The sequence below is a fragment of the Burkholderia sp. Bp9004 genome (genome assembly GCF_003858025.1).
Taxonomy (GTDB): Bacteria; Pseudomonadota; Gammaproteobacteria; order Burkholderiales; family Burkholderiaceae; genus Burkholderia; species Burkholderia diffusa.
Genome location: NZ_QTQD01000008.1, coordinates 125,755 through 145,773 on the forward strand (window position 1 = coordinate 125,755; position 20,019 = coordinate 145,773).

Below are 20,019 nucleotides of genomic sequence, written 5' to 3' on the forward strand. Positions count from 1 at the left end.
CGAAATTCGGCGCTCATTTTAGCGCGAATGCGGCGCATGCACCGGCGGCCGCCACGCATACCGGGCGTCGGCTTCGGCGGATAATGGCGTTTTGCCTGTCCCCATCACTGCCATGCCGAAGGAAGTTCTCCATTCGTTGCGCCCCCTTTTTCGCCCCCTGCGACACTTCGCCGCGCTCGCGTGCGTGAGCGCGGCGCTGGCCGCGTGCTCGCCGTCATATGACTGGCGTACGCTGCACAACGACGCCGGCTACACGATCGACCTGCCGGCGAAGCCGACCGTCGAGGATCAGCCGGTGGCGGTCGGCGGTGCGTCGATGCCGATGCGGATGCAGGCCGCGCATGTCGACGGCGCGGTGTTCGCGGTCGGCACGCTGACGCTGCCCGACGATCGCGACGATACGCGCCGCGCGGCGCTCGAGTTCCTGCGGGCCGGGTTGTCGCGCAATCTCGAAGGCGTGCCAGAGACGGCCTCGGTGCCGGTGCCGCTCGCGGCCGGCGGTGCGGTGAACGGGCTGGAACTGCGCGTCGCGGGCGCGGCCAGCGGCGGCGACCATTCCCACAAGACAATCGTGGCGCGGCTCGTGGCGCGGGGCCGGCACGCGTACCAGGCCGTCGCGATCGCCGACCGGCCGCTCGCGCAGGAACAGATCGACCAGTTTTTCGGCTCGTTCAAACTCGACTGACAGCGGCCGGCGAGGGCGCCTCCGACTCCCGTGACAATTGAAAGTTCATTCGCAGCTTTCGACGCTAATCGCCGGATTTTGCGGGGATTTTTCGGCTATCCACAGCGCATGTGGATAACTTTGTTGAAAAGTTGACCGGATCTCCCGCAAAGCCGCGCCGGACGGCCCTCCGGCGCATTTGACAGTTCACGCTTCCCTTGGGAAAAATCAATAAAAACAAAGGGATATGAATTTCTAGATGAAAGGGCGGCCATGCAGGGTGATCTGGGGCCGGGTTCGTGAAATTGTGCATAAGTCAAGTCTTGACAGCCGTATTTTGTCCTCCGAAGACGCTCACAGCGCCGTGAGCGCACGCCGGTAGCGGATCGCTTCGGCGATCTGCGCGGCCGTCGGCAACGGGTCGCCGGCCAGGTCGGCGATCGTGCGCGCGACCTTCAGCACGCGGAAATACGCGCGCGCCGACCAGCCGAAGCGCTCGCCGGCCTCGCGCAGCAGCCGCTCGCCGTCGTCGGTCGGCCGGCACAGGTCGTCGGTCTCGCGGCCGCTCAGCATGTGATTGGTCTTGCCCTGCCGCTCGAGCTGCAACGCACGCGCCTGGGCGACCCGCGCGGCGACCGCCGCGCTCGGCTCGCCCGGTGCCGTCGCGCGCGACGCGAGTTCGGCCGGCGACAGCGCTGGCAGGTCGATCTGGATGTCGATCCGGTCGAGCAACGGGCCCGACAGCTTGCGCAGGTAGCGCGTGGCGACATCCGGCGTGCAGCGGCAGCGCCCGGACGGATCGCCGTGCCACCCGCACGGGCACGGATTCATCGCGGCGATCAACTGGCATGCGGCGGGGAAGTCGGCCTGCTGGGCCGCGCGCGAGATCGTGATGCGGCCCGCTTCCAGCGGTTCGCGCAGCATTTCGAGCACATGCCGGTCGAATTCGGGCAACTCGTCGAGAAACAGCACGCCGAGGTGCGCGAGCGTGATCTCGCCCGGCTGAGGCGGGTTGCGGCCGCCGACCAGCGCGGCGGCGCTCGACGAATGGTGCGGCGAGCGGAACGGGCGCCGCCGCCACTGCGGGGGCGAGAAGCCGATGCGACTCGCGGAAAGGAGCGCGGCCGACGTCAGCGCCTCGTCGTCGGTCAGCGGCGGCAGGAGGCCGGGCAGCCGCGCGGCGAGCATCGACTTGCCGGCGCCGGGCGGCCCGATCATCAGCATGTGGTGCCCGCCGGCGGCGGCGACTTCGAGCGCGCGCCGGGCGCCGCGTTGGCCGACGACGTCCGCGAGATCGGGCGCGGCCGGCGCCGGCACGCCATCGAGGCAGGGCGCCGCGACCGGCGCGAGCCGGGCATCCGGCGCACCGGCCAGGTGCGCGCACAGCGCGGGGAGGTCGGGCGCGCCGAACACGGTGACGCCCGGCACCAGCGCGGCCTCGGCCGCGCTGTCGAGCGGCAGGTACAGCTCGGGCGGGCGCGACGGGGCTGTCTCGCCGGATATCGCGACGCAATCGACGCCGGCATGGCCGCTGGAATCGAAACTGAAACGGGCGCCGGAATCGAGTTGCGCTTCGGCATGACCCGCGCGCCAGTCGCGCGCGGCGCCGCACGCCATCGCGAACGCGCCGCGCATCGGCCGCAGCGCGCCGGTCAGCGACAGTTCTCCCGCGAATTCGCGGCCGGCCAGCGCGTCGGCCGGGAGCTGGCCGTTCGCGGCAAGGATGCCGAGCGCGATCGGCAGGTCGAAGCGGCCCGACTCCTTTGGCAGGTCGGCCGGCGCGAGATTGACGGTGATACGCCTGACGGGGAAGTCGAATCCGCAGTTCTGCAGCGCGGCGCGCACGCGCTCGCGGCTTTCGCGGACTTCGAGATCAGGCAGGCCGACGATCGAGAACGACGGCAACCCGTTGGCAAGATGAACTTCGACGGTGACGTCCGGCGCGCGGCCGGCCGCCGGCGCGCGACTGCGCACCACGGCGAGCGACATGGCGAGGCTCCTGTAGATGAATCGGACGGGCGACGGCCGTTCAGGGCCGCATGCCGCGGGAATCGGAGGAATCGTTGCGCGCTGCCGGCGTGGCGCGGAAAAGAACGAGGAACGACGAACTGCGAAGAGCGAGGAACAGCGAAGAACGACGGAACGGCTTGCCGACTGGCTGATTTCCGGGTGGCAGGCGCGGGCCGCGCGAGGCGGCCCGCGCCCGGACCAGTCGGTCGGGTGGGGGCGTCAGGCCTGGGGCGCTGCGAGCTTCTGCTCGAGTTCCGCGACGCGCTTCTCGAGTTCCTCGAGACGCACGCGAGTGCGGGCGAGCACATGTGCCTGCGTGTCGAACTCCTCGCGCGTGACGAGATCGAGCTTCGAGAAGCCTTGCGACAACATGGCCTTCACGTTGCGCTCGACATCCTTGGCCGGCGAGTTTTTTAGCAGGTCGCTGACGCGCGACTGCAGGTCGTTGAAAACATCGCTGGGTTGCTTCATGAGATTTCCCTTCCTTGCACAAAAAATGTGCATCTTCAGTTGCATACGTGCCCATGATGCACGCATGACCGGAAATGGTGCGCCCGCGGCGCGATTTCCGGGCATGGCGCCCGCATGGGTGAATGGCCCGGTAAGCCGGGACGTGCGTGCACTCTAGCAACGATCCTTTCGGCGCGCCAGCGAACCGGGCCATGTTGGCCATTCGGCCGGGCTTTCGCACCTTTCAGCATCAGATGCGACCCTGTTTAAGAGCCGTTCGAGGCGGTGTTCGCACGAACATGGCATGCGAGTTGCTGAAGAGAGACCGTTACACCATTCCAACCAATTCGACGGGACCACCCAGCGAGAGGACTTCATGAAACTCATTACCGCAATCATCAAGCCGTTCAAGCTCGATGAGACGCGCGAAGCGCTCTCAGCGCTCGGCGTCTCCGGCATCACGGTCACGGAGGTGAAAGGGTTCGGGCGCCAGAAGGGGCACACGGAGCTGTACCGGGGCGCCGAATACGTGGTCGACTTCCTGCCGAAGATGAAGATCGAGGCGGCCGTGTCCGACGATCTGGTCGACCAGGCGGTCGAGGCGATCGAGCGGGCCGCCCGCACCGGCAAGATCGGCGACGGGAAGATCTTCGTCACGCCGATCGAGCAAGTGATCCGGATCCGGACCGGGGAGACCGGCGCAGACGCGCTGTAACAGACAAAGACAAGCGACAAGAGGAAATCCAAGATGCGCAAACTTCTGATGTCCCTGCTGATGGCCGGCTCGCTGATCGCGGCCGGTGTCGGCCCCGCGCTCGCCGACGACGCGGCGTCCGCCGCGGCTGCGTCCGCGCCCGCCGCAACGGCTTCCGACGCATCGGCTGCCGCGGCACCCGCCGCGACGGCGAGCGCCGCGCCTGACGCATCCGCCGCTGCCGCCGCACCCGCTTCGGGCGCCGCCTCCGACGCATCGGCCGCCGCCGCCGCGTCCGCGCCGGCCGCACCCGCCGCGCCGACCGAGCCGTTCTCCGTCGATTCGTCGAAGATCAACTCGGGCGACACCGCGTGGATGCTGACGTCCACCGCGCTCGTGCTGTTCATGACGGTCCCCGGCCTCGCGCTGTTCTACGCGGGCATGGTCCGCAAGAAGAACGTGCTCGCGACCGTGATGCAGAGCTTCGCGATCACCGCACTGATCACGGTGCTGTGGACGGTGGTCGGCTACAGCCTCGCGTTCACGCCGGGCAACGGCTTCATCGGCGGCCTGTCGCGCGCGTTCCTGCACGGGATGACCTACGTGAAGGGCGACAAGGCGACCACGCTGACCGTCAGCCACCTGGCGACGACGATTCCGGAATCGGTCTACTTCGTCTACCAGATGACGTTCGCGATCATCACGCCGGCACTGATCTGCGGCGCGTTCGCCGACCGGATGAAGTTCTCGGCGATGCTCGTGTTCATGACGCTCTGGTCGCTGATCGTCTATGTGCCGATCGCGCACATGGTGTGGGAGCCGACCGGCTGGCTGTCGGCCGACGGCGTGCTCGACTTCGCGGGCGGCACGGTGGTGCACATCAACGCCGGTATCGCGGGCCTGATGTCGTGCCTCGTGCTCGGCAAGCGCGTCGGCTACGGCCGCGAATCGATGGCGCCGCACAACCTCGTGCTGACGATGATCGGCGGCTCGATGCTGTGGGTCGGCTGGTTCGGCTTCAACGCGGGTTCGGCGGTCGCGGCTGACGGCCGTGCCGGCTTCGCGATGCTGACCACGCAAGTGGCGACGGCCTGCGCGGCGCTCGGCTGGATGTTTGCCGAGTGGGTCGCGAAGGGCAAGCCGTCGGTGCTCGGCATCGTGTCGGGCGCGGTCGCGGGTCTCGTGGCGATCACGCCGGCTGCCGGCTTCGTCGGCGTGGCGGGTGCGCTCGTGATCGGCATCGCGGCGGGCGTGGTCTGCTTCTGGTCGGCGACGTGGCTCAAGTCGAAGCTCGGCTACGACGATTCGCTCGATGCGTTCGGCGTGCACGGCGTGGGCGGGATTCTCGGCGCGCTGCTGACGGGGGTGTTCGCGGTCAAGGACATCGGCGGCGCCGACGGCAGCCTGCTGCTGCAGGCGAAGGGCGTGCTGATCACGCTGGTCTACAGCGGCGTGCTGAGCTTCGTGCTGCTCAAGCTGATCGACCTGACGATTGGTTTGCGCGTGTCCGAAGAGGAAGAGCGCGAAGGCCTCGACGTGATCCTGCACGGCGAGCACGTCGAATAAGTCGTACGGATGACGGCGGGCCGCCGCGCAGACGGCACCCGCCACGAATGAGCGCAGCGACTTCGGCCCGCCCGCACGGCGGGCTTTTTTTTCTCCTGTCGCGCGCTGCCGTAGCGCATAACCCTTCACGCTATCGGGTCAATAGCCGAAAACTTCCTCCAAACCCTTGCGAAGCCGGGAACAATCCCCAAATGGACAGGGCAATTGCTCTACAATCTTCATTCTCCCGCTCGCGAGTGATTCATGGTTCCCCACCTCGTTACCGCGTTGAACGGTCCGCTGCTCGAGCTCGAGCAGAAGATCCTCGACGCGACGCCTGCGATCGAACGCTGGTTCAGGCTCGAATGGCAGGAACACACCCCGCCGTTCTATTGTTCGGTGGACCTGCGCAACGCCGGTTTCAAGCTGGCGCCCGTCGACGCGAACCTGTTCCCCGGCGCGTTCAATAATCTGCCGTCCGAAGTGCTGCCGCTCGCCGTCCAGGCCGCGATGGCCGCGATCGAGAAGATCTGCCCGGACGCGAAGAACCTGCTCGTGATTCCCGAGCTGCCGACCCGCAACGCGTTCTACCTGGAAAACGTCGCGCGGCTCGCGACGATCATGCGCCAGGCCGGCCTGAACGTGCGCTTCGGCTCGCTCGACCCGAGCATCACCGACATGACACCGATCACGCTGGCCGACGGCCAGAAGATCGTGCTCGAACCGCTCGAGCGTTCGCAGCGCCGCCTCGGCCTGAAGAATTTCGATCCGTGTTCGATCCTGCTGAACAACGACCTGTCGGCCGGAATTCCCGCCGTGCTGGAAAACCTGCACGAGCAGTACCTCCTGCCGCCGCTGCACGCGGGCTGGGCCGTGCGCAGCAAGTCGACGCACTTCTCGTGCTACGACGACGTCGCGAAGAAGTTCGCGAAGATGGTCGGCGTCGATCCCTGGATGGTGAATCCGTATTTCGCACACGTCGAAGGCGTCGACTGGCAGGGCCATGAAGGCGAGCAGGCGCTCGCCGACGCGATCGACGGCGTGCTGAAGAAGATCGCGCGCAAGTATCGCGAATACGGGATCAGCGAAAAGCCGTACGTCGTCGTGAAGGCCGACGCGGGCACCGCCGGGCGCGGCGTGATGACCGTGCACGACGCGGCCGAGATCGGCCGCATGTCGAAGGCCGAGCGCGCGCAGATGGCCGAGTCGAAGGCCGGCCTCGCGGTGCGCGACGTGATCGTGCAGGAAGGCGTCTATACGTTCGAGCGCGTCGGCGACGAAGTCGCGGAGCCGGTCGTGTACATGATCGACCGCTACGTGGTCGGCGGTTTCTACCGCACGCACGGCGGCCGCGAGCGCGACCAGAACCTGAACGCGCCCGGCATGCACTACGTCCCGCTCGGCTTCGAGCACACCGCGCTGCCGGATGCCGGCGCGAAGCCGGGCGCCGCGCCGCCGAACCGTTTCTACATGTACGGCGTCGTCGCGCGGCTGTCGCTGATCGCGTCGTCGATCGAACTGGAAAAGACCGATCCCGAAGCCATCCAGGTGTAACGGCTTCGCTACGTACAGGACCCGCATGGACATTCTCTTTATCGCCGACCCGCTCGAGCGCTTCAAGATCTACAAGGATTCGACCTACGCGATGATGGCGGAGGCCGCGCGGCGCGGGCACGCGATCTACACGTGCGAGCCGCACCAGCTTGCGTGGACGGGGTCGGGCGTCGAGGCGGACGTGCAGCGCGTGACGATCGTCGGCGACACGGCCGACCTGCATCGCCATCCGTGGTACGAGGCGGCCGCGCATCAATCGCGTCTGCTGACGTCGTTCGGCGCGGTGCTGATGCGCAAGGATCCTCCGTTCGACATGGAGTACGTGACGGCCACGTGGATGCTCGAACTCGCCGAGCGCGCGGGCGCGCGCGTGTTCAACAAGCCGCAGTCGATCCGCGACCATTCGGAGAAGCTGGCGATCGGCGAGTTTCCGCAATTCGTCGCGCCGACGCTGGTCACGCGCGATGCCGCACGATTGCGCGCGTTCCATGCCGAGCACGGCGACGTGATCGTGAAGCCGCTCGACGGCATGGGCGGGATGGGCGTGTTCCGCGTGAAGGCCGACGGGATGAATCTCGGCGCGATCATCGAGATGCTCGGCCACGACGGCACGCGCTCGCTGATGATCCAGAAGTTCATCCCCGAGATCACGGCGGGCGACAAACGCATTCTGCTGATCGCGGGCGAGCCGGTGCCGTATTCGCTCGCGCGCATTCCGCAGGGCAGCGAAGTGCGCGGCAATCTCGCCGCGGGCGGGCTCGGCGTCGCACAGCCGCTGACTGCCCGCGATCGCGAGATCGCGGAGACGCTCGGGCCGGTGCTCGCGTCGCGCGGGCTGCTGCTGGTCGGGCTCGACGCGATCGGCGACTGGCTGACCGAGGTGAACGTGACGAGCCCGACGTGCTTCCGCGAGATCATGGAGCAGACGGGCTTCGACGTCGCCGCGATGTTCATCGACGCGCTGGAGCGTGCGGCCGCGTAGGCCGTCTTCCCGCGCAACCCCGGCGGCGGCCGCGCAGGTCCCCCGTCGCCGGAGCAGCTTGACTGGCCTGCTACAATGCCCGCTTGCCCGGTGCCGCGACCAGCGCGCCGAAGGCCCGGCGGTCGGGCCGAAACCGTTGCAAGGCTGAACATGAAACGATTCCCTCACTCGCTATGCTCGTTGCCCCGCTGCGGGGCGTCGGCCCGCCAGGGGCGGCCGGGGGCAGTCTGACATGGCCGGGATTCTGATCATCGCGCACGCACCGCTCGCCACCGCGCTGCGGGACTGCATCGCGCACATCTACGGCGGCGTGCCCGCGCGCATCGGCTGCATCGACGTGCTGGCCGACAGCGATCCCACCCAGGTGATGGCGTTCGCGCACGCGGAGCTCGCGCGGCTCAGGGAAGAAAATGGCGTCGTCGTGCTGACCGACATGTACGGCGCGACGCCCGCGAACATCGCGGGCCAGCTCGCGAAGCTCGACAACGTGCGCGTGCTGGCGGGCGTGAACCTGCCGATGCTGGTGCGGGCCGTCTGCTACCGTTCCGTGCCGCTCGACAAGCTCGTCGACAAGGCGCTGTCCGGCGGCGCGAAGGGCGTCCACGAAGTGGCGGCCGGTACACCGCCGCCGCCGACCGAAGTCGGCTGCGGCCAATGCGCGCCGATTCCGCCCGAGCCGCAACCGCGCACCGAATCGCACTGACCGTCCCGTTTTTCGTTTTAGACTGACCCGCCGACGCACGTCGCCGGCGGCCGCGACCGACCCGACCGAGAATCATGCTTCAACAAGAAACCACCATCGTCAACAAATTGGGGCTCCATGCACGCGCATCGGCCAAGCTTACGCAACTGGCCGGCAACTTCCAGTCCGAAGTCTGGATGACGCGTAACGGACGCAAGATCAACGCGAAAAGCATCATGGGCGTGATGATGCTCGCGGCGGGCATCGGCAGCACCGTGTCGATCGAGACCGACGGTCCCGACGAACGAGAGGCGATGGATGCACTGCTCAAGCTGATCGCGGACAAGTTCGGCGAAGGTCAGTGATCCCCGCGCGGGATCGTTGTCGTTTCGAAGCAGAATGCCGCGTTTGCCGCGGCATTTTTTTCGTCCGCGGCGTTGATGCGGAAATGGTAATGCTGCGCTGCACGCAGTCAGCATGGAGGTACGGAATTTATAATCACTAACCGGGGTCATAAGCGCATCGCAGCAGTGTGCCGCGGCTTTACATGTACAGAGGAGGTGCGCGTGTCCTTCACGCTGCATGGCATTCCCGTCTCACGTGGTATCGCGATCGGGCGAGCGTATCTGATCGCGCCGGCGGCGCTCGACGTCGCCCATTACCTGGTCGAGGCGAACCAGATCGACGCCGAGGTCGAGCGTTTCCGCACGGCGCTTGAAGTCGTGCATCGCGAACTCGACGCGTTGCGCGCCGACCTGACCGACGACACCCCGAGCGAAGTGGGCGCATTCATCGACGTCCACATGATGATCCTGAGCGACGCGATGCTCGTGCAGGAAACCATCGACCTGATCCGCACGCGCCGCTACAACGTCGAGTGGGCGCTGACCGAGCAGCTCGAATTGCTCACGCGCCACTTCGACGACATCGAGGACGAATACTTGCGCGAGCGCAAGGCCGACATCGAACAGGTGGTCGAGCGCGTGCTGAAGGCACTCGCCGGTGCGCCGTCCGCGTCGCAGGCGCTCGACCGCGCGGCCGCGAACGGCACGAACGAGATGATCGTCGTCGCGCACGACATCGCGCCGGCCGACATGATGCAGTTCAAGTCGCAGTCGTTCCAGGCGTTCGTCACCGATCTCGGCGGCCGCACGTCGCACACGGCGATCGTCGCGCGCAGCCTCGGCATTCCCGCCGCGGTCGGCGTCCAGCATGCGAGCTCGCTGATCCGGCAGGACGACCTGATCATCGTCGACGGCGACCAGGGGATCGTGATCGTCGATCCCGCGCCGATCGTCCTCGAGGAATATTCGTACCGCCAGTCCGAGAAGCTGCTCGAGCAACGCAAGCTGCAGCGCCTGAAGTTCTCGCCGACGCAAACGCTGTGCGGCACGAAGATCGAGCTGTACGCGAACATCGAGCTGCCCGACGACGCGAAGGCCGCGGTCGAGGCTGGCGCGGTCGGCGTCGGGCTGTTCCGCTCCGAGTTCCTGTTCATGCATCAGAAGGAAATGCCCGAGGAGGAGGAGCAGTTCGCCGCGTACAAGCGCGCGGTCGAGTGGATGAAGGGCATGCCGGTGACGATCCGCACGATCGACGTCGGCGCGGACAAGCCGCTCGAGGCGCTCGACGAGGGCTACGAGACGGCGCCGAACCCGGCGCTCGGCCTGCGTGCGATCCGCTGGAGCCTGTCCGAGCCGCAGATGTTCCTCACGCAGTTGCGCGCGATCCTGCGCGCGTCCGCGTTCGGGCAGGTGAAGATCCTGATCCCGATGCTCGCGCACGCGCAGGAGATCGACCAGACGCTCGACCTGATCCGCGAGGCGAAGCGCCAGCTCGACGACGCGGGGCTCGCGTACGATCCGAACGTGCGCATCGGCGCGATGATCGAGATTCCGGCCGCGGCGATCGCGCTGCCGCTGTTCCTGAAGCGGTTCGATTTCCTGTCGATCGGCACGAACGACCTGATCCAGTACACGCTCGCGATCGACCGCGCGGACAACGCGGTCGCGCACCTGTACGACCCGCTGCATCCGGCCGTGCTGCACCTGATCTCCTATACGCTGCGCGAAGCGAAGCGGGCGGGCGTGTCGGTGTCGGTGTGCGGGGAGATGGCGGGCGATCCGGCGCTCACGCGCCTGTTGCTCGGGATGGGGCTCACCGAGTTCTCGATGCACCCGAGCCAGTTGCTGGTCGTGAAGCAGGAGATCCTGCGCGCGCACCTGAAGGCGCTCGAGAAGCCCACGGCCGATGTGCTGGCCGCATTCGAGCCGGAGGAAGTGCAGGCGGCGCTCAAGCGCCTGTCGGTCGCGGAACCGCGCGCGGACGCGGCCGCCTAGGCGGCACGCGCCGCGCTGCGGAACCGTCGCGAAGGTTGCGAAACGTCACGCATGCGCCGCCCGGCGCATGCATCCCGCGCGCGTCAGTGCCGGCCCTGGCACACGGGGCAGTCGGCCTGGCGCGCGATCTTCATCGTCGTCCATTCCATCCGCAGCGAATCGAGCATCATCAGCCGGCCGTTGAGCGTCGTGCCGATATCGCCGATCACGCGCAGCGCCTCGGCAGCCTGCATCGCACCGATGATGCCGACCGTCGGCGCGAACACGCCCATCGTCGCGCACGCGACTTCCTCGAACGGCTGGTCTTCCGGAAACACGCACGCGTAGCAGGGCGCACTCGGGTCGCGGAAGTCGAACGTGCTGATCTGGCCGTCGAAGCGCAGTGCGGCGCCCGACACGAGCGGCACGCCGTGCGCGACGCACGCGCGGTTGATCGCATGGCGCGTCGCGAAGTTGTCGGTGCAGTCGAGCACGACGGTTGCCTGCGGCACGTGTTCGTCGAGCCACGCATCGTCGACGCGCGCCGCGACCGCATGCACGGTCACTTCCGGGTTCAGCTGCGCGAGCGCGTCGCGCCCCGATTCGACCTTGCTGCGGCCGACCGATGCGGTCACGTGGAGGATCTGCCGCTGCAGGTTCGTGAGGTCGACCGTGTCGGCATCGACGAGCGTGATCGTACCGACCCCGGACGCCGCGAGATACATTGCGGCCGGCGAGCCGAGACCGCCGGCGCCGACGACGATCGCATGCGCGTCGAGAAAGCGCTGCTGCGCCTCGATGCCGATTTCGTCGACGAGGATGTGGCGGGAGTAGCGGAGGAGTTGATCGTCGTTCATGGGACAGTCGTGAGCGGGGCGGAAGCGCCGGCGTATCGATTCATTCTAGGCGTACATGAAAAACGGGCCATCGCGGTCTTCCCGCGATGGCCCGTCGGATGCCGGCCGGCGCTTACTGCGGTGCCGACGCGGGCTTCGGTGCGGCCGCCTTCGCGCCCGATGCCTTCGTGGTGGCCGCGGCCTTGCCGGCCGGGCTCTTCGCCGTGCTTTCGGCGAGCAGCGACTTCGATTCCTGCACCGGCTTGCCCTCCAGCTTGTTGAGCGCCTGCTGCATCATGAAGTCGTCGGTGCTGCCGAACTCGATCGGCTTGCGATCGCGGTCCTTCTGGCGCTGCTCCGGCGTCTTCTTGTCGTTCTGCTCCTCGAGGACGCGCAGCTGGTCCATTCGGCGCTGCTCGCGTTCTTCCTGTTCCTTCTTCTCGTTCGGATCCTGCGTGTTCGCGAGGTGGTTCGTGTAGTCGACCTCGCGCGTCACGAGCACGTCGTCCGGATCGCCGTCCGCGTACTGATCGACCGGCACGTCGGGCGTGATGCCCTTGTTCTGGATCGAACGGCCGCTCGGCGTGTAGTAGTAGGCCGTCGTCAGGCGCAGCGCGGTGTCGGCCGTCATCGGACGGACCGTCTGCACCGAGCCCTTGCCGAACGTCGTCTTGCCCATGATCTGCGCGCGCTTGGAATCCTGCAGCGCGCCGGCGACGATTTCCGACGCGGACGCCGAATACGCGTTTGTCAGCACGACCATCGGCACGGTCTTGAAGACCGGCGGCAGGCTCTTCAGCGGATCGCCGTCGAAGGACGGCAGGCGATAGTTGTCGTAAGTATCGCGGTAGACCTGCTTCGAATCCGGAATCTGGCCGTTGGTCGACACGACGACGGAGTCGGGCGGCAGGAACGCGCCGGCGACGCCGACCGCGCTTTGCAGCAGGCCGCCGCCGTTGTTGCGCAGGTCGAGGATCAGGCCCTTCAGATTCGGCTGCTGGCGTGCGATGTCCTGCAGCTTCGCGGCGAGATCGGGCGTCGTGCGCTCCTGGAAGCTCGTGATCCGGATGTATGCGTAGCCCGGGTCGAGCAGCTTCATCTTCACGCTCTGGACCCGGATGATCGCGCGCGTGACCGTGATCGGGAACGTGCGGTCGTCGCTCTTGCGGAAGATCGTCAACGTGACCTTGGTGCCCGGCTCGCCGCGCATCTGCTTGACGGCCTTGTCGAGCGTCATGCCGCGCACGGGCTTGTCGTTGATGCGGGTGATCAGGTCGCCCGGACGGATGCCGGCGCGGAACGCGGGGGTATCTTCGATCGGGGAGATCACCTTGACGAGGCCGTCTTCCTGCGAGATCTCGATGCCGAGACCCGCGAAGCGACCCTTGGTCTGCTCCTGCAGTTCGTCATAGTCGGTCTTGTCGAGGAACGACGAATGCGGGTCGAGGCTCGACACCATGCCCTTGATCGCCGCCGTCAGCAGCTTCTTGTCGTCGACCGGTTCGACGTACTCGCGCTTGATCTGGCCGAACACTTCCGCGAACAGGCGGAGCTGGTCGAGGGGAAGCGGCGTCGTGGCGGTCTGCTCGGCCGACGCCGAAACCTGCAGCGTGGCGAATACGCCCGTGGCGAGGCCCGCGGCAATCAGGCCGATGTTCTTCAATTTCATTCGCATAGAGAGTCTGGTGCGGTCGGGAAGCGCGTGGCTGTAGCGGGGATGTAGCGGACAAGTATAACTGTTCGTCCGATTGCTCAGTGCAACGGTGCGAAATGGCCCCGGAGCCCTGGTTCCCGGCGGGGTGCCGCCCCACGCGCAGCGGATTCGAAAGCGGATTCGACAGCACCGGGGCCGCGAAGGTTCGCGCCGCACGCCGGGGTGCGCCGGGCAGGCCGCGCGCGCGGCGGCATGCCCGGCATCGCGGGTATCAGCCCGCCTTGCCCTGCTTCGCGACGGCGGCCTGAGCCTTCGCGATCGCGTCCTGGTCGCCCAGGTAGTAGTGCTGGATCGGCTTCAGGTTCTCGTCGAGTTCATACACGAGCGGCACGCCGTTCGGGATGTTCAGGCCGACGATATCGCTGTCCGAGATGCCGTCGAGGTACTTGATCAGCGCGCGCAGCGAGTTGCCGTGCGCGGCGATCAGCACCTGCTTGCCCGCACGGACGGCCGGCGCGATCGATTCGTTCCACAGCGGCAGCACGCGCGCGACCGTGTCCTTCAGGCACTCGGTGAGCGGCAGTTGCTCGCGCGGCACCTTCGCGTAGCGCGGGTCGTCGAACGGCGCGCGCTCGTCGGTCGGGTCGAGCGCCGGCGGCGGCGTGTCGTAGCTGCGGCGCCACACGAGCACCTGGTCGTCGCCGAACTTGGCGGCCGTTTCCGCCTTGTTCAGGCCCGACAGCGCGCCGTAGTGGCGCTCGTTCAGGCGCCACGAGTGAACGACCGGCAGATACATCAGGTCCATCTTGTCCTGCACGTGCCACAGCGTGCGGATCGCGCGCTTGAGCACCGACGTGTACGCGATGTCGAACGTGTAGCCGGCCTCCTTGAGCAATTCGCCGGCCTGGTAGGCCTCGTTGCGACCCTGTTCGGTCAGGTCGACGTCGACCCAGCCGGTGAAGCGGTTTTCCTTGTTCCACGTCGATTCGCCGTGGCGGATGAGAACGAGTTTGTACATGGATCTTGCGGTCGGTAGTGAAGGAAGCGGGGCGCGTCGCGCGGTACCCGGTCCGGGTCCGCCATCGCGCAAGACGGTTATTTTATAATGGCGGGATTGTCCTTTTCCGATTTCTCTTTTTCCGGCGGCATTCCGTGACGTTCTTTACCAATTACACGAACCTGGCCCTTATCGCGATCCTGGTGGTTTCCGGCGGCCTGCTCGCATGGCCGGCCCTGCGCCGCGGCCGCGGCGGCCTGTCGGCCGCGGAGGCGACGCAGCTCATCAATCGCCGCAACGCGGTCGTGATCGACCTGCGTACCGCGTCCGACTTCGCCGCCGGCCATCTGCCGTCGGCGCGCCAGGTCGCCGCCGGCGAGATCGGCGCGAAGATCGCGCAGGTCGCGAAAAACAAGAGCACCCCCGTGCTGCTCGTCTGCCAGAACGGCCAGCAGTCGCAGAAGGCGGCGCGCGAGGTCGAGGCGGCGGGCTATGCCGAGGTGCACGTGCTCGAGGGCGGCGTCGCCGCCTGGCAGCAGGCCGGGATGCCGGTCGTCAAACAAGGAGTGGCGAAGTGAGCAAGGTTTTGATGTACAGCACGCAGGTGTGTCCGTATTGCATTCAGGCCGAGCGCCTGCTGAAGCTGCGCGGCGTCGAGCAGATCGAGAAGGTGCTGATCGACCGCGACCCGGCCCGCCGTGAGGAAATGATGACGCGCACGGGCCGTCGCACGGTGCCGCAGATCTACATCGGCGACACGCATGTCGGCGGTTACGACGATCTGTCGAAGCTCGACCGCGAAGGCGGGCTCTTGCCGCTTCTGCAAGCGGCCTGATTAGGGCAGAATGGCCGCCGGTCGCGCCGCGGCTCGAGCGCGCAGGATTCAACCGAGGCGGCCGGCGTGAAGCCGGGCCGCCCCGTCACCACTTTTAGGGAAACACCATGTCCGACGTCGAAAACCAACCGTTCTTCAACATCCAGCGCGTCTACCTGAAGGATATGTCGCTCGAGCAGCCGAATTCGCCGGCGATCTTCCTCGAGCAGGACATGCCGTCGGTTGAAGTCGAAGTCGACGTCAAGGCCGACCGCCTCGCGGAAAGCGTGTTCGAGGTCGTCGTGTCGGGTACCGTCACCGCGAAGGTGAAGGACAAGGTCGCGTTCCTGATCGAAGCGAAGCAGGCCGGCATTTTCGACATTCGCAACATTCCGGACGAACAGCTCGACCCGCTCGTCGGCATCGCGTGCCCGACGATCCTGTTCCCGTACCTGCGCTCGAACATCGCCGACGCGATCACGCGTGCGGGCTTCCCGCCGATCCACCTGGCGGAAATCAACTTCCAGGCGCTGTACGAGCAGCGTCTCGCGCAGCTTCAGCAGCAGCAGGCCGGTGCAGCAGGCGCACCGAACGGCACGACGCTGAACTGACGTTTCACTCCGGACCGGTGCTGGGTATGAAAGTAGCCGTTCTCGGCGCCGGTGCCTGGGGCACCGCGCTCGCGGGCCATCTGGCCGCGCGGCACGATACGCTTCTCTGGGCGCGCGACGCTGCGCTGATCGCCGGGCTGCAGGCCCGGCACGAAAATTCCCGCTATCTGGACGGCATCGCGCTGCCCGATGCGCTGCGCTACGACGCCGATCTCGGCGCCGCGCTCGCGCACGGCGCCGCGGACGACGCGCTGTGCGTGATCGCCGCGCCCGTGGCCGGGCTGCGCGCGCTGTTCGGCGCGATGCGCGACGCAGGCTGCGTGCCTGCGCACATCGTGTGGGTCTGCAAGGGCTTCGAGGCCGACACGCACCTGCTGCCGCATCAGGTGATCGCGGCCGAGCTGCCGGAGCAGCACAGCAACGGCGTGCTGTCGGGGCCGAGCTTCGCCCGCGAGGTCGGGCTCGCGCTGCCCGTCGCGCTGACGGTCGCAAGCACCTCCGCCGAATGCCGCGAGCGCACGCTCGCCGCGTTTCATCACGGCGCGATGCGGATCTACACGGGTGACGACGTGATCGGCGTCGAGGTTGGCGGCGCGGTGAAGAACGTGCTGGCGATCGCGACCGGCATCTCCGACGGCCTCGGGCTCGGGCTGAACGCGCGCGCCGCGCTGGTCACGCGCGGCCTCGCCGAAATGTCGCGGCTCGGCGTCGCGCTCGGCGGCCGTGCTGAAACCTTCACGGGCCTCACGGGCCTCGGCGACCTGATCCTCACCGCGACGGGCGACCTGTCGCGCAATCGCACGGTCGGCCTGCAACTGGCGGCTGGCCGCTCGCTGAACGACATCCTCGGCGCGCTCGGCCATGTGGCCGAAGGCGTGCGCTGCGCGCAGGCCGTGCTCGCGCTCGCGCGCGCGCAAGCGATCGAAATGCCGATCACCGAAGCCGTGTGCGGCGTGCTGTTCGACGGCGTCGCACCGCGCGATGCGGTCAGCGGCCTGCTGCGGCGCGACGCGCGCGCCGAATAGCACGGACGAATCTCACCGATTATTGCGGCCGGGCGCGCTCGCGCAAAGCGGGCCGCGCCAAAGCGCACTACGCTTGAACTGTCTCCGGCGTTTCGGGAGGGTGTCATGCTGCAGATCGGTTCCACCACGTTCGACGCGCAACTCGTCGACATCACGACGCTCGACGTCGACGCGATCGTCAACGCCGCGAACGGTTCGCTGCTCGGCGGTGGCGGGGTCGACGGCGCGATCCATCGCGCGGCCGGCCCGGGCCTCCTGGCCGAGTGCCGCACGCTCGGCGGCTGTGAGACCGGCGACGCGAAGCTCACGCGTGGCCACGGGTTGCCGGCGAAGTATGTGATTCATGCAGTCGGCCCGGTGTGGCACGGCGGCGGGCGCGGCGAGCCCGAGCTGCTCGCGGCATGCTACCGGCGCGTGATAGAGCTGGCCGAGGAGGTGGCGGCGACCTCGATCGCCTTCCCGGCGATCAGTTGCGGCGTGTACCGCTATCCAGCCGAGGAGGCCGTCGAGATCGCCGTCGGCACGGTCGCCGAAATGCTGCCGCAGGCGCCGAACCTCGCACGCGTGATATTCGCGTGTTTTTCATCCGACATCTACGACCTGTATCGCGCGCGGCTCGCGCGCAGCTAGCGCTGCCCGGCCGCGCGGTGCGGTTCGGGCCGGGCGCGCGTCAGGCGCCGCCTTCGAAACCGGCCTGACGCCACGCCTCGAACACGACCACGGCCACCGTGTTCGACAGGTTCAGGCTGCGGTTGCCCGGCCGCATCGGCAGGCGTACGCGCTGTTCGTTCGGGAAGCGTTCCAGCAATTCGGCCGGCAGGCCGCGCGTCTCGGAGCCGAACACGAACCAGTCGCCGGGCACGAACGCATGGTCGTGGAAGCGGCCCGAGCCGCGCGTCGTGAACGCGAACATTCGCGCGGTATCGGGCGCTTCGGTGGCGACGAACGCGTCCCAGTCGCGGTGCACGCGCATTTCCGCGTACTCGTGATAGTCGAGGCCCGCGCGACGCATCTTCGCGTCGTCGAGCGGAAAGCCGAGCGGCTCGATCAGATGCAGACGCGCGCCGGTATTGGCGCACAGGCGGATCACGTTGCCGGTGTTCGGCGGAATTTCGGGGGCGACGAGGACGACGTTGAACATGGTTGGGTCTGGCTGGGCCGACCGGGGCGGAGCAGCGTGCATTCCGTCCCGGCAGGCCGGTTCGTGACGACCGTCGCCGCGTGCGGGCGGCCGGCCTCTCTAACTAATTAATCCCTGGCGGTGCGCAGCGCAACCAGATTCGTCACGCGCGCGGCACCCGCCGCCTTCAATGCACTCGCGGCTGCCGCGAGCGTCGCACCGGACGTCATCACGTCGTCGACGAGCGCCACGTGGCAGCCGGTGAGGTCGCCCGCCGCTGCGAACGCTGCCTGCACGTTGTCGCGCCGCGCACGCCGGTCGAGCCGCGACTGCGGCGCGGTTTCGGTCACGCGTGCAAGCAGTGCCGCGTCGGCGCGCACGTCGAGCCGGCGCGCGAGCGGCCGCGCGATCGCCCACGCCTGGTTGTAGCCGCGCGCGACGAGCCGTCCGCGCGACAGCGGCACCGGTGCGATCACGTCGAAGCCGCCGGCGGCGCGCATCGCGTCCGTGTCTTCGATCCGCTGCGCGAGCCGGGCCGCGAATTCCGCACCCAGCGCGAGCCGCGCATGAAACTTCAGGCCGCGCGCGAGCCCGTTGAGCGGCGCGCGGTAATCGGCGAGCGCGAGCGTCGCATCGAACGGCGGCGGCGTCGCGCAGCATGCGTCGCACCGGTACGCGGATGCGGAAGCGGCACCACCGTGCCGGCCGCGCGCTTCGCGCAGCCGCGGCTGCCCGACGCCCAGCGGCACCGCGCAGACGTCGCAGCGCAGCCGCGCTTCGTTCCAGTACGCTGCGTCGCAGGCGCTGCAAATCACCGTATGTGACAAATTGCCGCACAGTGCGCACCGATTCGGCAACGCGAGCGCGACGACGCGCACGGCTAGCGCACGAACCTGCGACAAAACGACGCGCATCGGGCGCGGGGCGAAACGGCGATCCATTGCGAACACTCCTGGCGACCCCCGTCTCGCTGAAGGCCGCGAGGCGAGCGAGTATACTTCGGGCTCTTCGCCAGTGTGCCTGACATGTCCCCAGCTTCGACTTCAACCGGCCGTCCGGCCAATGACGCCCGGCGTTTGCGGCGGATCTTCGATCGCCGCGCCGCCGCGTTCGACGCGGTCGCGTTCCTGCCGCGAGAGATCGCGCAGCGGATGAACGAGCGTCTCGAATACATCAAGGTGAGCCCCGCGGCCGTGCTCGACGCGGGCTGCGGTCCGGGCGACGACCTGCCGGCACTGCGCGCGCGCTTTCCCGAAGCGCCGGTGTTCGGTGTCGACCTGTCCGGCGCGATGCTCGCGCGGGCGGGTCACCGCGAGGTCGAGCAGACGAGCTGGCGCCGCTGGCTGCCCGCGTCGCTCGGCCGGGCGCTGGGCCAGCGCGGCCCGCGCGTCGCGCAGGCCGACTTCTCGATGCTGCCGTTCGCGGCCGGCGCGTTCGACCTGATCTGGTCGAATCTCGCGCTGCACTGGCATTCGCGTCCCGATGCGGTATTTCCTGAATGGCAGCGCGTGCTGCGGGTGAACGGCCTGCTGATGTTCAGCACGCTCGGCCCCGACACGCTGCGCGAACTGCGCGCGGCCTGCACGGACGCCGAAGCGGCGCTCGGCATCGCGCCGCCCGCCGCGCGCGTCGTCGATTTCGTCGACATGCACGACCTCGGCGACATGCTCGTCGAAAGCGGCTTCGAGATTCCGGTGATGGACCAGGAAGTGCTGACCGTGACGTACAAGACGCCCGATTCCCTGCTGGCCGACGTGCGCCGCTGGGGCGCCTATCCGTTCGACCGCGCGGTGCCGCAGCGTGCGGCGCGGCGCTTTCGCGCGGCGCTCGGCGATGCGCTGGAAGCGCGCCGGCGCGCGGATGGCACGATTGCCCTGACGTTCGAAGTGATCTACGGCCACGCGTGGAAGGCCGTGCCGCGCACGACCGCCGAGGGGCACGGGATCGTGCGCATCGAAGATATCGGAAAGGGGCGTCCGAAGAATCGGTAAAGCGGTAAAGAGGGGTTTTGTTATGCCCGAAATTAGCGGCGCAAAGCGGGGTCGAATTGACGTGAAAAACGG

The 20,019-nt window shown here is 67.8% G+C and carries 21 protein-coding genes; 14 read left to right on the forward strand and 7 right to left on the reverse strand.

Annotated elements, in window-relative coordinates; translation table 11 throughout:
* Positions 1–112 precede the first annotated feature (112 nt).
* A complete protein-coding gene (locus DIE08_RS11930) occupies positions 113–685 on the forward strand; it encodes a hypothetical protein (protein WP_059599850.1) in 573 nt (190 codons plus the stop codon).
* 333 nt (positions 686–1,018) lie between these two features.
* On the opposite strand, the gene DIE08_RS11935 is transcribed toward DIE08_RS11930, so the two are convergent.
* Both DIE08_RS11935 and DIE08_RS11940 read right to left on the reverse strand, forming a co-directional pair.
* Positions 1,019–2,653 (reverse strand): YifB family Mg chelatase-like AAA ATPase, encoded by a 1,635-nt coding sequence (locus tag DIE08_RS11935; protein WP_059599851.1) that lies wholly within the window; start codon positions 2,651–2,653, stop codon positions 1,019–1,021.
* A 240-nt stretch (positions 2,654–2,893) separates the two neighbouring features.
* A complete protein-coding gene (locus DIE08_RS11940; RefSeq protein WP_059599852.1) occupies positions 2,894–3,145 on the reverse strand; it encodes an accessory factor UbiK family protein in 252 nt (83 codons plus the stop codon).
* 355 nt (positions 3,146–3,500) lie between these two features.
* Here DIE08_RS11940 and DIE08_RS11945 point away from each other — a divergent pair, with 355 nt between their 5' ends.
* The 7 genes from DIE08_RS11945 to ptsP all read left to right on the forward strand — a co-directional run bounded on the left by DIE08_RS11945 (position 3,501) and on the right by ptsP (position 10,920).
* Entirely contained in the window at positions 3,501–3,839 is a 339-nt protein-coding gene (locus tag DIE08_RS11945) for a P-II family nitrogen regulator (RefSeq protein WP_006398175.1), read from the forward strand.
* Between the two features lie 33 nt (positions 3,840–3,872).
* Positions 3,873–5,384, forward strand: coding sequence for an ammonium transporter (locus DIE08_RS11950; RefSeq protein ID WP_124626356.1), 1,512 nt, complete (start codon positions 3,873–3,875; stop codon positions 5,382–5,384).
* 243 nt (positions 5,385–5,627) lie between these two features.
* Positions 5,628–6,917, forward strand: coding sequence for a glutamate--cysteine ligase (gene gshA / locus DIE08_RS11955; RefSeq protein WP_059599854.1), 1,290 nt, complete (start codon positions 5,628–5,630; stop codon positions 6,915–6,917).
* 25 nt (positions 6,918–6,942) lie between these two features.
* Positions 6,943–7,899, forward strand: coding sequence for a glutathione synthase (gene gshB / locus DIE08_RS11960; protein WP_059599855.1), 957 nt, complete (start codon positions 6,943–6,945; stop codon positions 7,897–7,899).
* A gap of 232 nt (positions 7,900–8,131) precedes the next feature.
* On the forward strand, positions 8,132–8,602 hold the full coding sequence (locus DIE08_RS11965) for a PTS sugar transporter subunit IIA (RefSeq protein ID WP_059599856.1): 471 nt from the start codon (positions 8,132–8,134) through the stop codon (positions 8,600–8,602).
* 74 nt (positions 8,603–8,676) lie between these two features.
* Complete coding sequence (locus DIE08_RS11970; RefSeq protein ID WP_059599857.1) at positions 8,677–8,946, forward strand: HPr family phosphocarrier protein; 270 nt, start codon at positions 8,677–8,679, stop codon at positions 8,944–8,946.
* A gap of 201 nt (positions 8,947–9,147) precedes the next feature.
* Positions 9,148–10,920 (forward strand): phosphoenolpyruvate--protein phosphotransferase, encoded by a 1,773-nt coding sequence (ptsP, locus tag DIE08_RS11975; RefSeq protein ID WP_124902015.1) that lies wholly within the window; start codon positions 9,148–9,150, stop codon positions 10,918–10,920.
* Between the two features lie 83 nt (positions 10,921–11,003).
* On the opposite strand, the gene DIE08_RS11980 is transcribed toward ptsP, so the two are convergent.
* The 3 genes from DIE08_RS11980 to gpmA all read right to left on the reverse strand — a co-directional run bounded on the left by DIE08_RS11980 (position 11,004) and on the right by gpmA (position 14,407).
* Positions 11,004–11,756 (reverse strand): HesA/MoeB/ThiF family protein, encoded by a 753-nt coding sequence (locus DIE08_RS11980; RefSeq protein ID WP_124902016.1) that lies wholly within the window; start codon positions 11,754–11,756, stop codon positions 11,004–11,006.
* A gap of 112 nt (positions 11,757–11,868) precedes the next feature.
* A complete protein-coding gene (locus DIE08_RS11985; protein WP_124902017.1) occupies positions 11,869–13,410 on the reverse strand; it encodes a S41 family peptidase in 1,542 nt (513 codons plus the stop codon).
* A gap of 250 nt (positions 13,411–13,660) precedes the next feature.
* A complete protein-coding gene (gene gpmA, locus DIE08_RS11990; RefSeq protein WP_124902018.1) occupies positions 13,661–14,407 on the reverse strand; it encodes a 2,3-diphosphoglycerate-dependent phosphoglycerate mutase in 747 nt (248 codons plus the stop codon).
* 134 nt (positions 14,408–14,541) lie between these two features.
* On the opposite strand from gpmA, the gene DIE08_RS11995 reads away from it, so the two are divergent.
* The 5 genes from DIE08_RS11995 to DIE08_RS12015 all read left to right on the forward strand — a co-directional run bounded on the left by DIE08_RS11995 (position 14,542) and on the right by DIE08_RS12015 (position 17,466).
* A complete protein-coding gene (locus DIE08_RS11995; RefSeq protein ID WP_059599861.1) occupies positions 14,542–14,964 on the forward strand; it encodes a rhodanese-like domain-containing protein in 423 nt (140 codons plus the stop codon).
* A complete protein-coding gene (gene grxC, locus DIE08_RS12000; protein WP_012364773.1) occupies positions 14,961–15,221 on the forward strand; it encodes a glutaredoxin 3 in 261 nt (86 codons plus the stop codon). Before DIE08_RS11995 ends, grxC begins: the two co-directional genes overlap by 4 nt.
* Positions 15,222–15,328: 107 nt before the next feature.
* On the forward strand, positions 15,329–15,811 hold the full coding sequence (gene secB, locus DIE08_RS12005) for a protein-export chaperone SecB (protein WP_059681636.1): 483 nt from the start codon (positions 15,329–15,331) through the stop codon (positions 15,809–15,811).
* Positions 15,812–15,837: 26 nt separating this feature from the next.
* Positions 15,838–16,836: an NAD(P)H-dependent glycerol-3-phosphate dehydrogenase gene (locus DIE08_RS12010; RefSeq protein WP_124902019.1), complete on the forward strand. Its 999-nt coding sequence runs from the start codon at positions 15,838–15,840 to the stop codon at positions 16,834–16,836.
* Between the two features lie 105 nt (positions 16,837–16,941).
* Positions 16,942–17,466 carry an O-acetyl-ADP-ribose deacetylase gene (locus DIE08_RS12015; RefSeq protein ID WP_124626346.1) on the forward strand — a complete coding sequence of 175 codons (525 nt, stop codon included), beginning with the start codon at positions 16,942–16,944 and terminating at the stop codon, positions 17,464–17,466.
* Positions 17,467–17,506: 40 nt separating this feature from the next.
* Here the strand turns inward: DIE08_RS12015 and trmL are convergent, their stop codons facing one another.
* Both trmL and DIE08_RS12025 read right to left on the reverse strand, forming a co-directional pair.
* Positions 17,507–17,977: a tRNA (uridine(34)/cytosine(34)/5-carboxymethylaminomethyluridine(34)-2'-O)-methyltransferase TrmL gene (trmL, locus tag DIE08_RS12020; protein ID WP_059599864.1), complete on the reverse strand. Its 471-nt coding sequence runs from the start codon at positions 17,975–17,977 to the stop codon at positions 17,507–17,509.
* 107 nt (positions 17,978–18,084) lie between these two features.
* Positions 18,085–18,897, reverse strand: a complete 813-nt coding sequence (locus DIE08_RS12025) for a ComF family protein (protein ID WP_124902020.1) — start codon at positions 18,895–18,897, stop codon at positions 18,085–18,087.
* Between the two features lie 84 nt (positions 18,898–18,981).
* Here DIE08_RS12025 and DIE08_RS12030 point away from each other — a divergent pair, with 84 nt between their 5' ends.
* Positions 18,982–19,947 (forward strand): methyltransferase domain-containing protein, encoded by a 966-nt coding sequence (locus tag DIE08_RS12030; protein WP_124902021.1) that lies wholly within the window; start codon positions 18,982–18,984, stop codon positions 19,945–19,947.
* Positions 19,948–20,019: the final 72 nt, after the last annotated feature.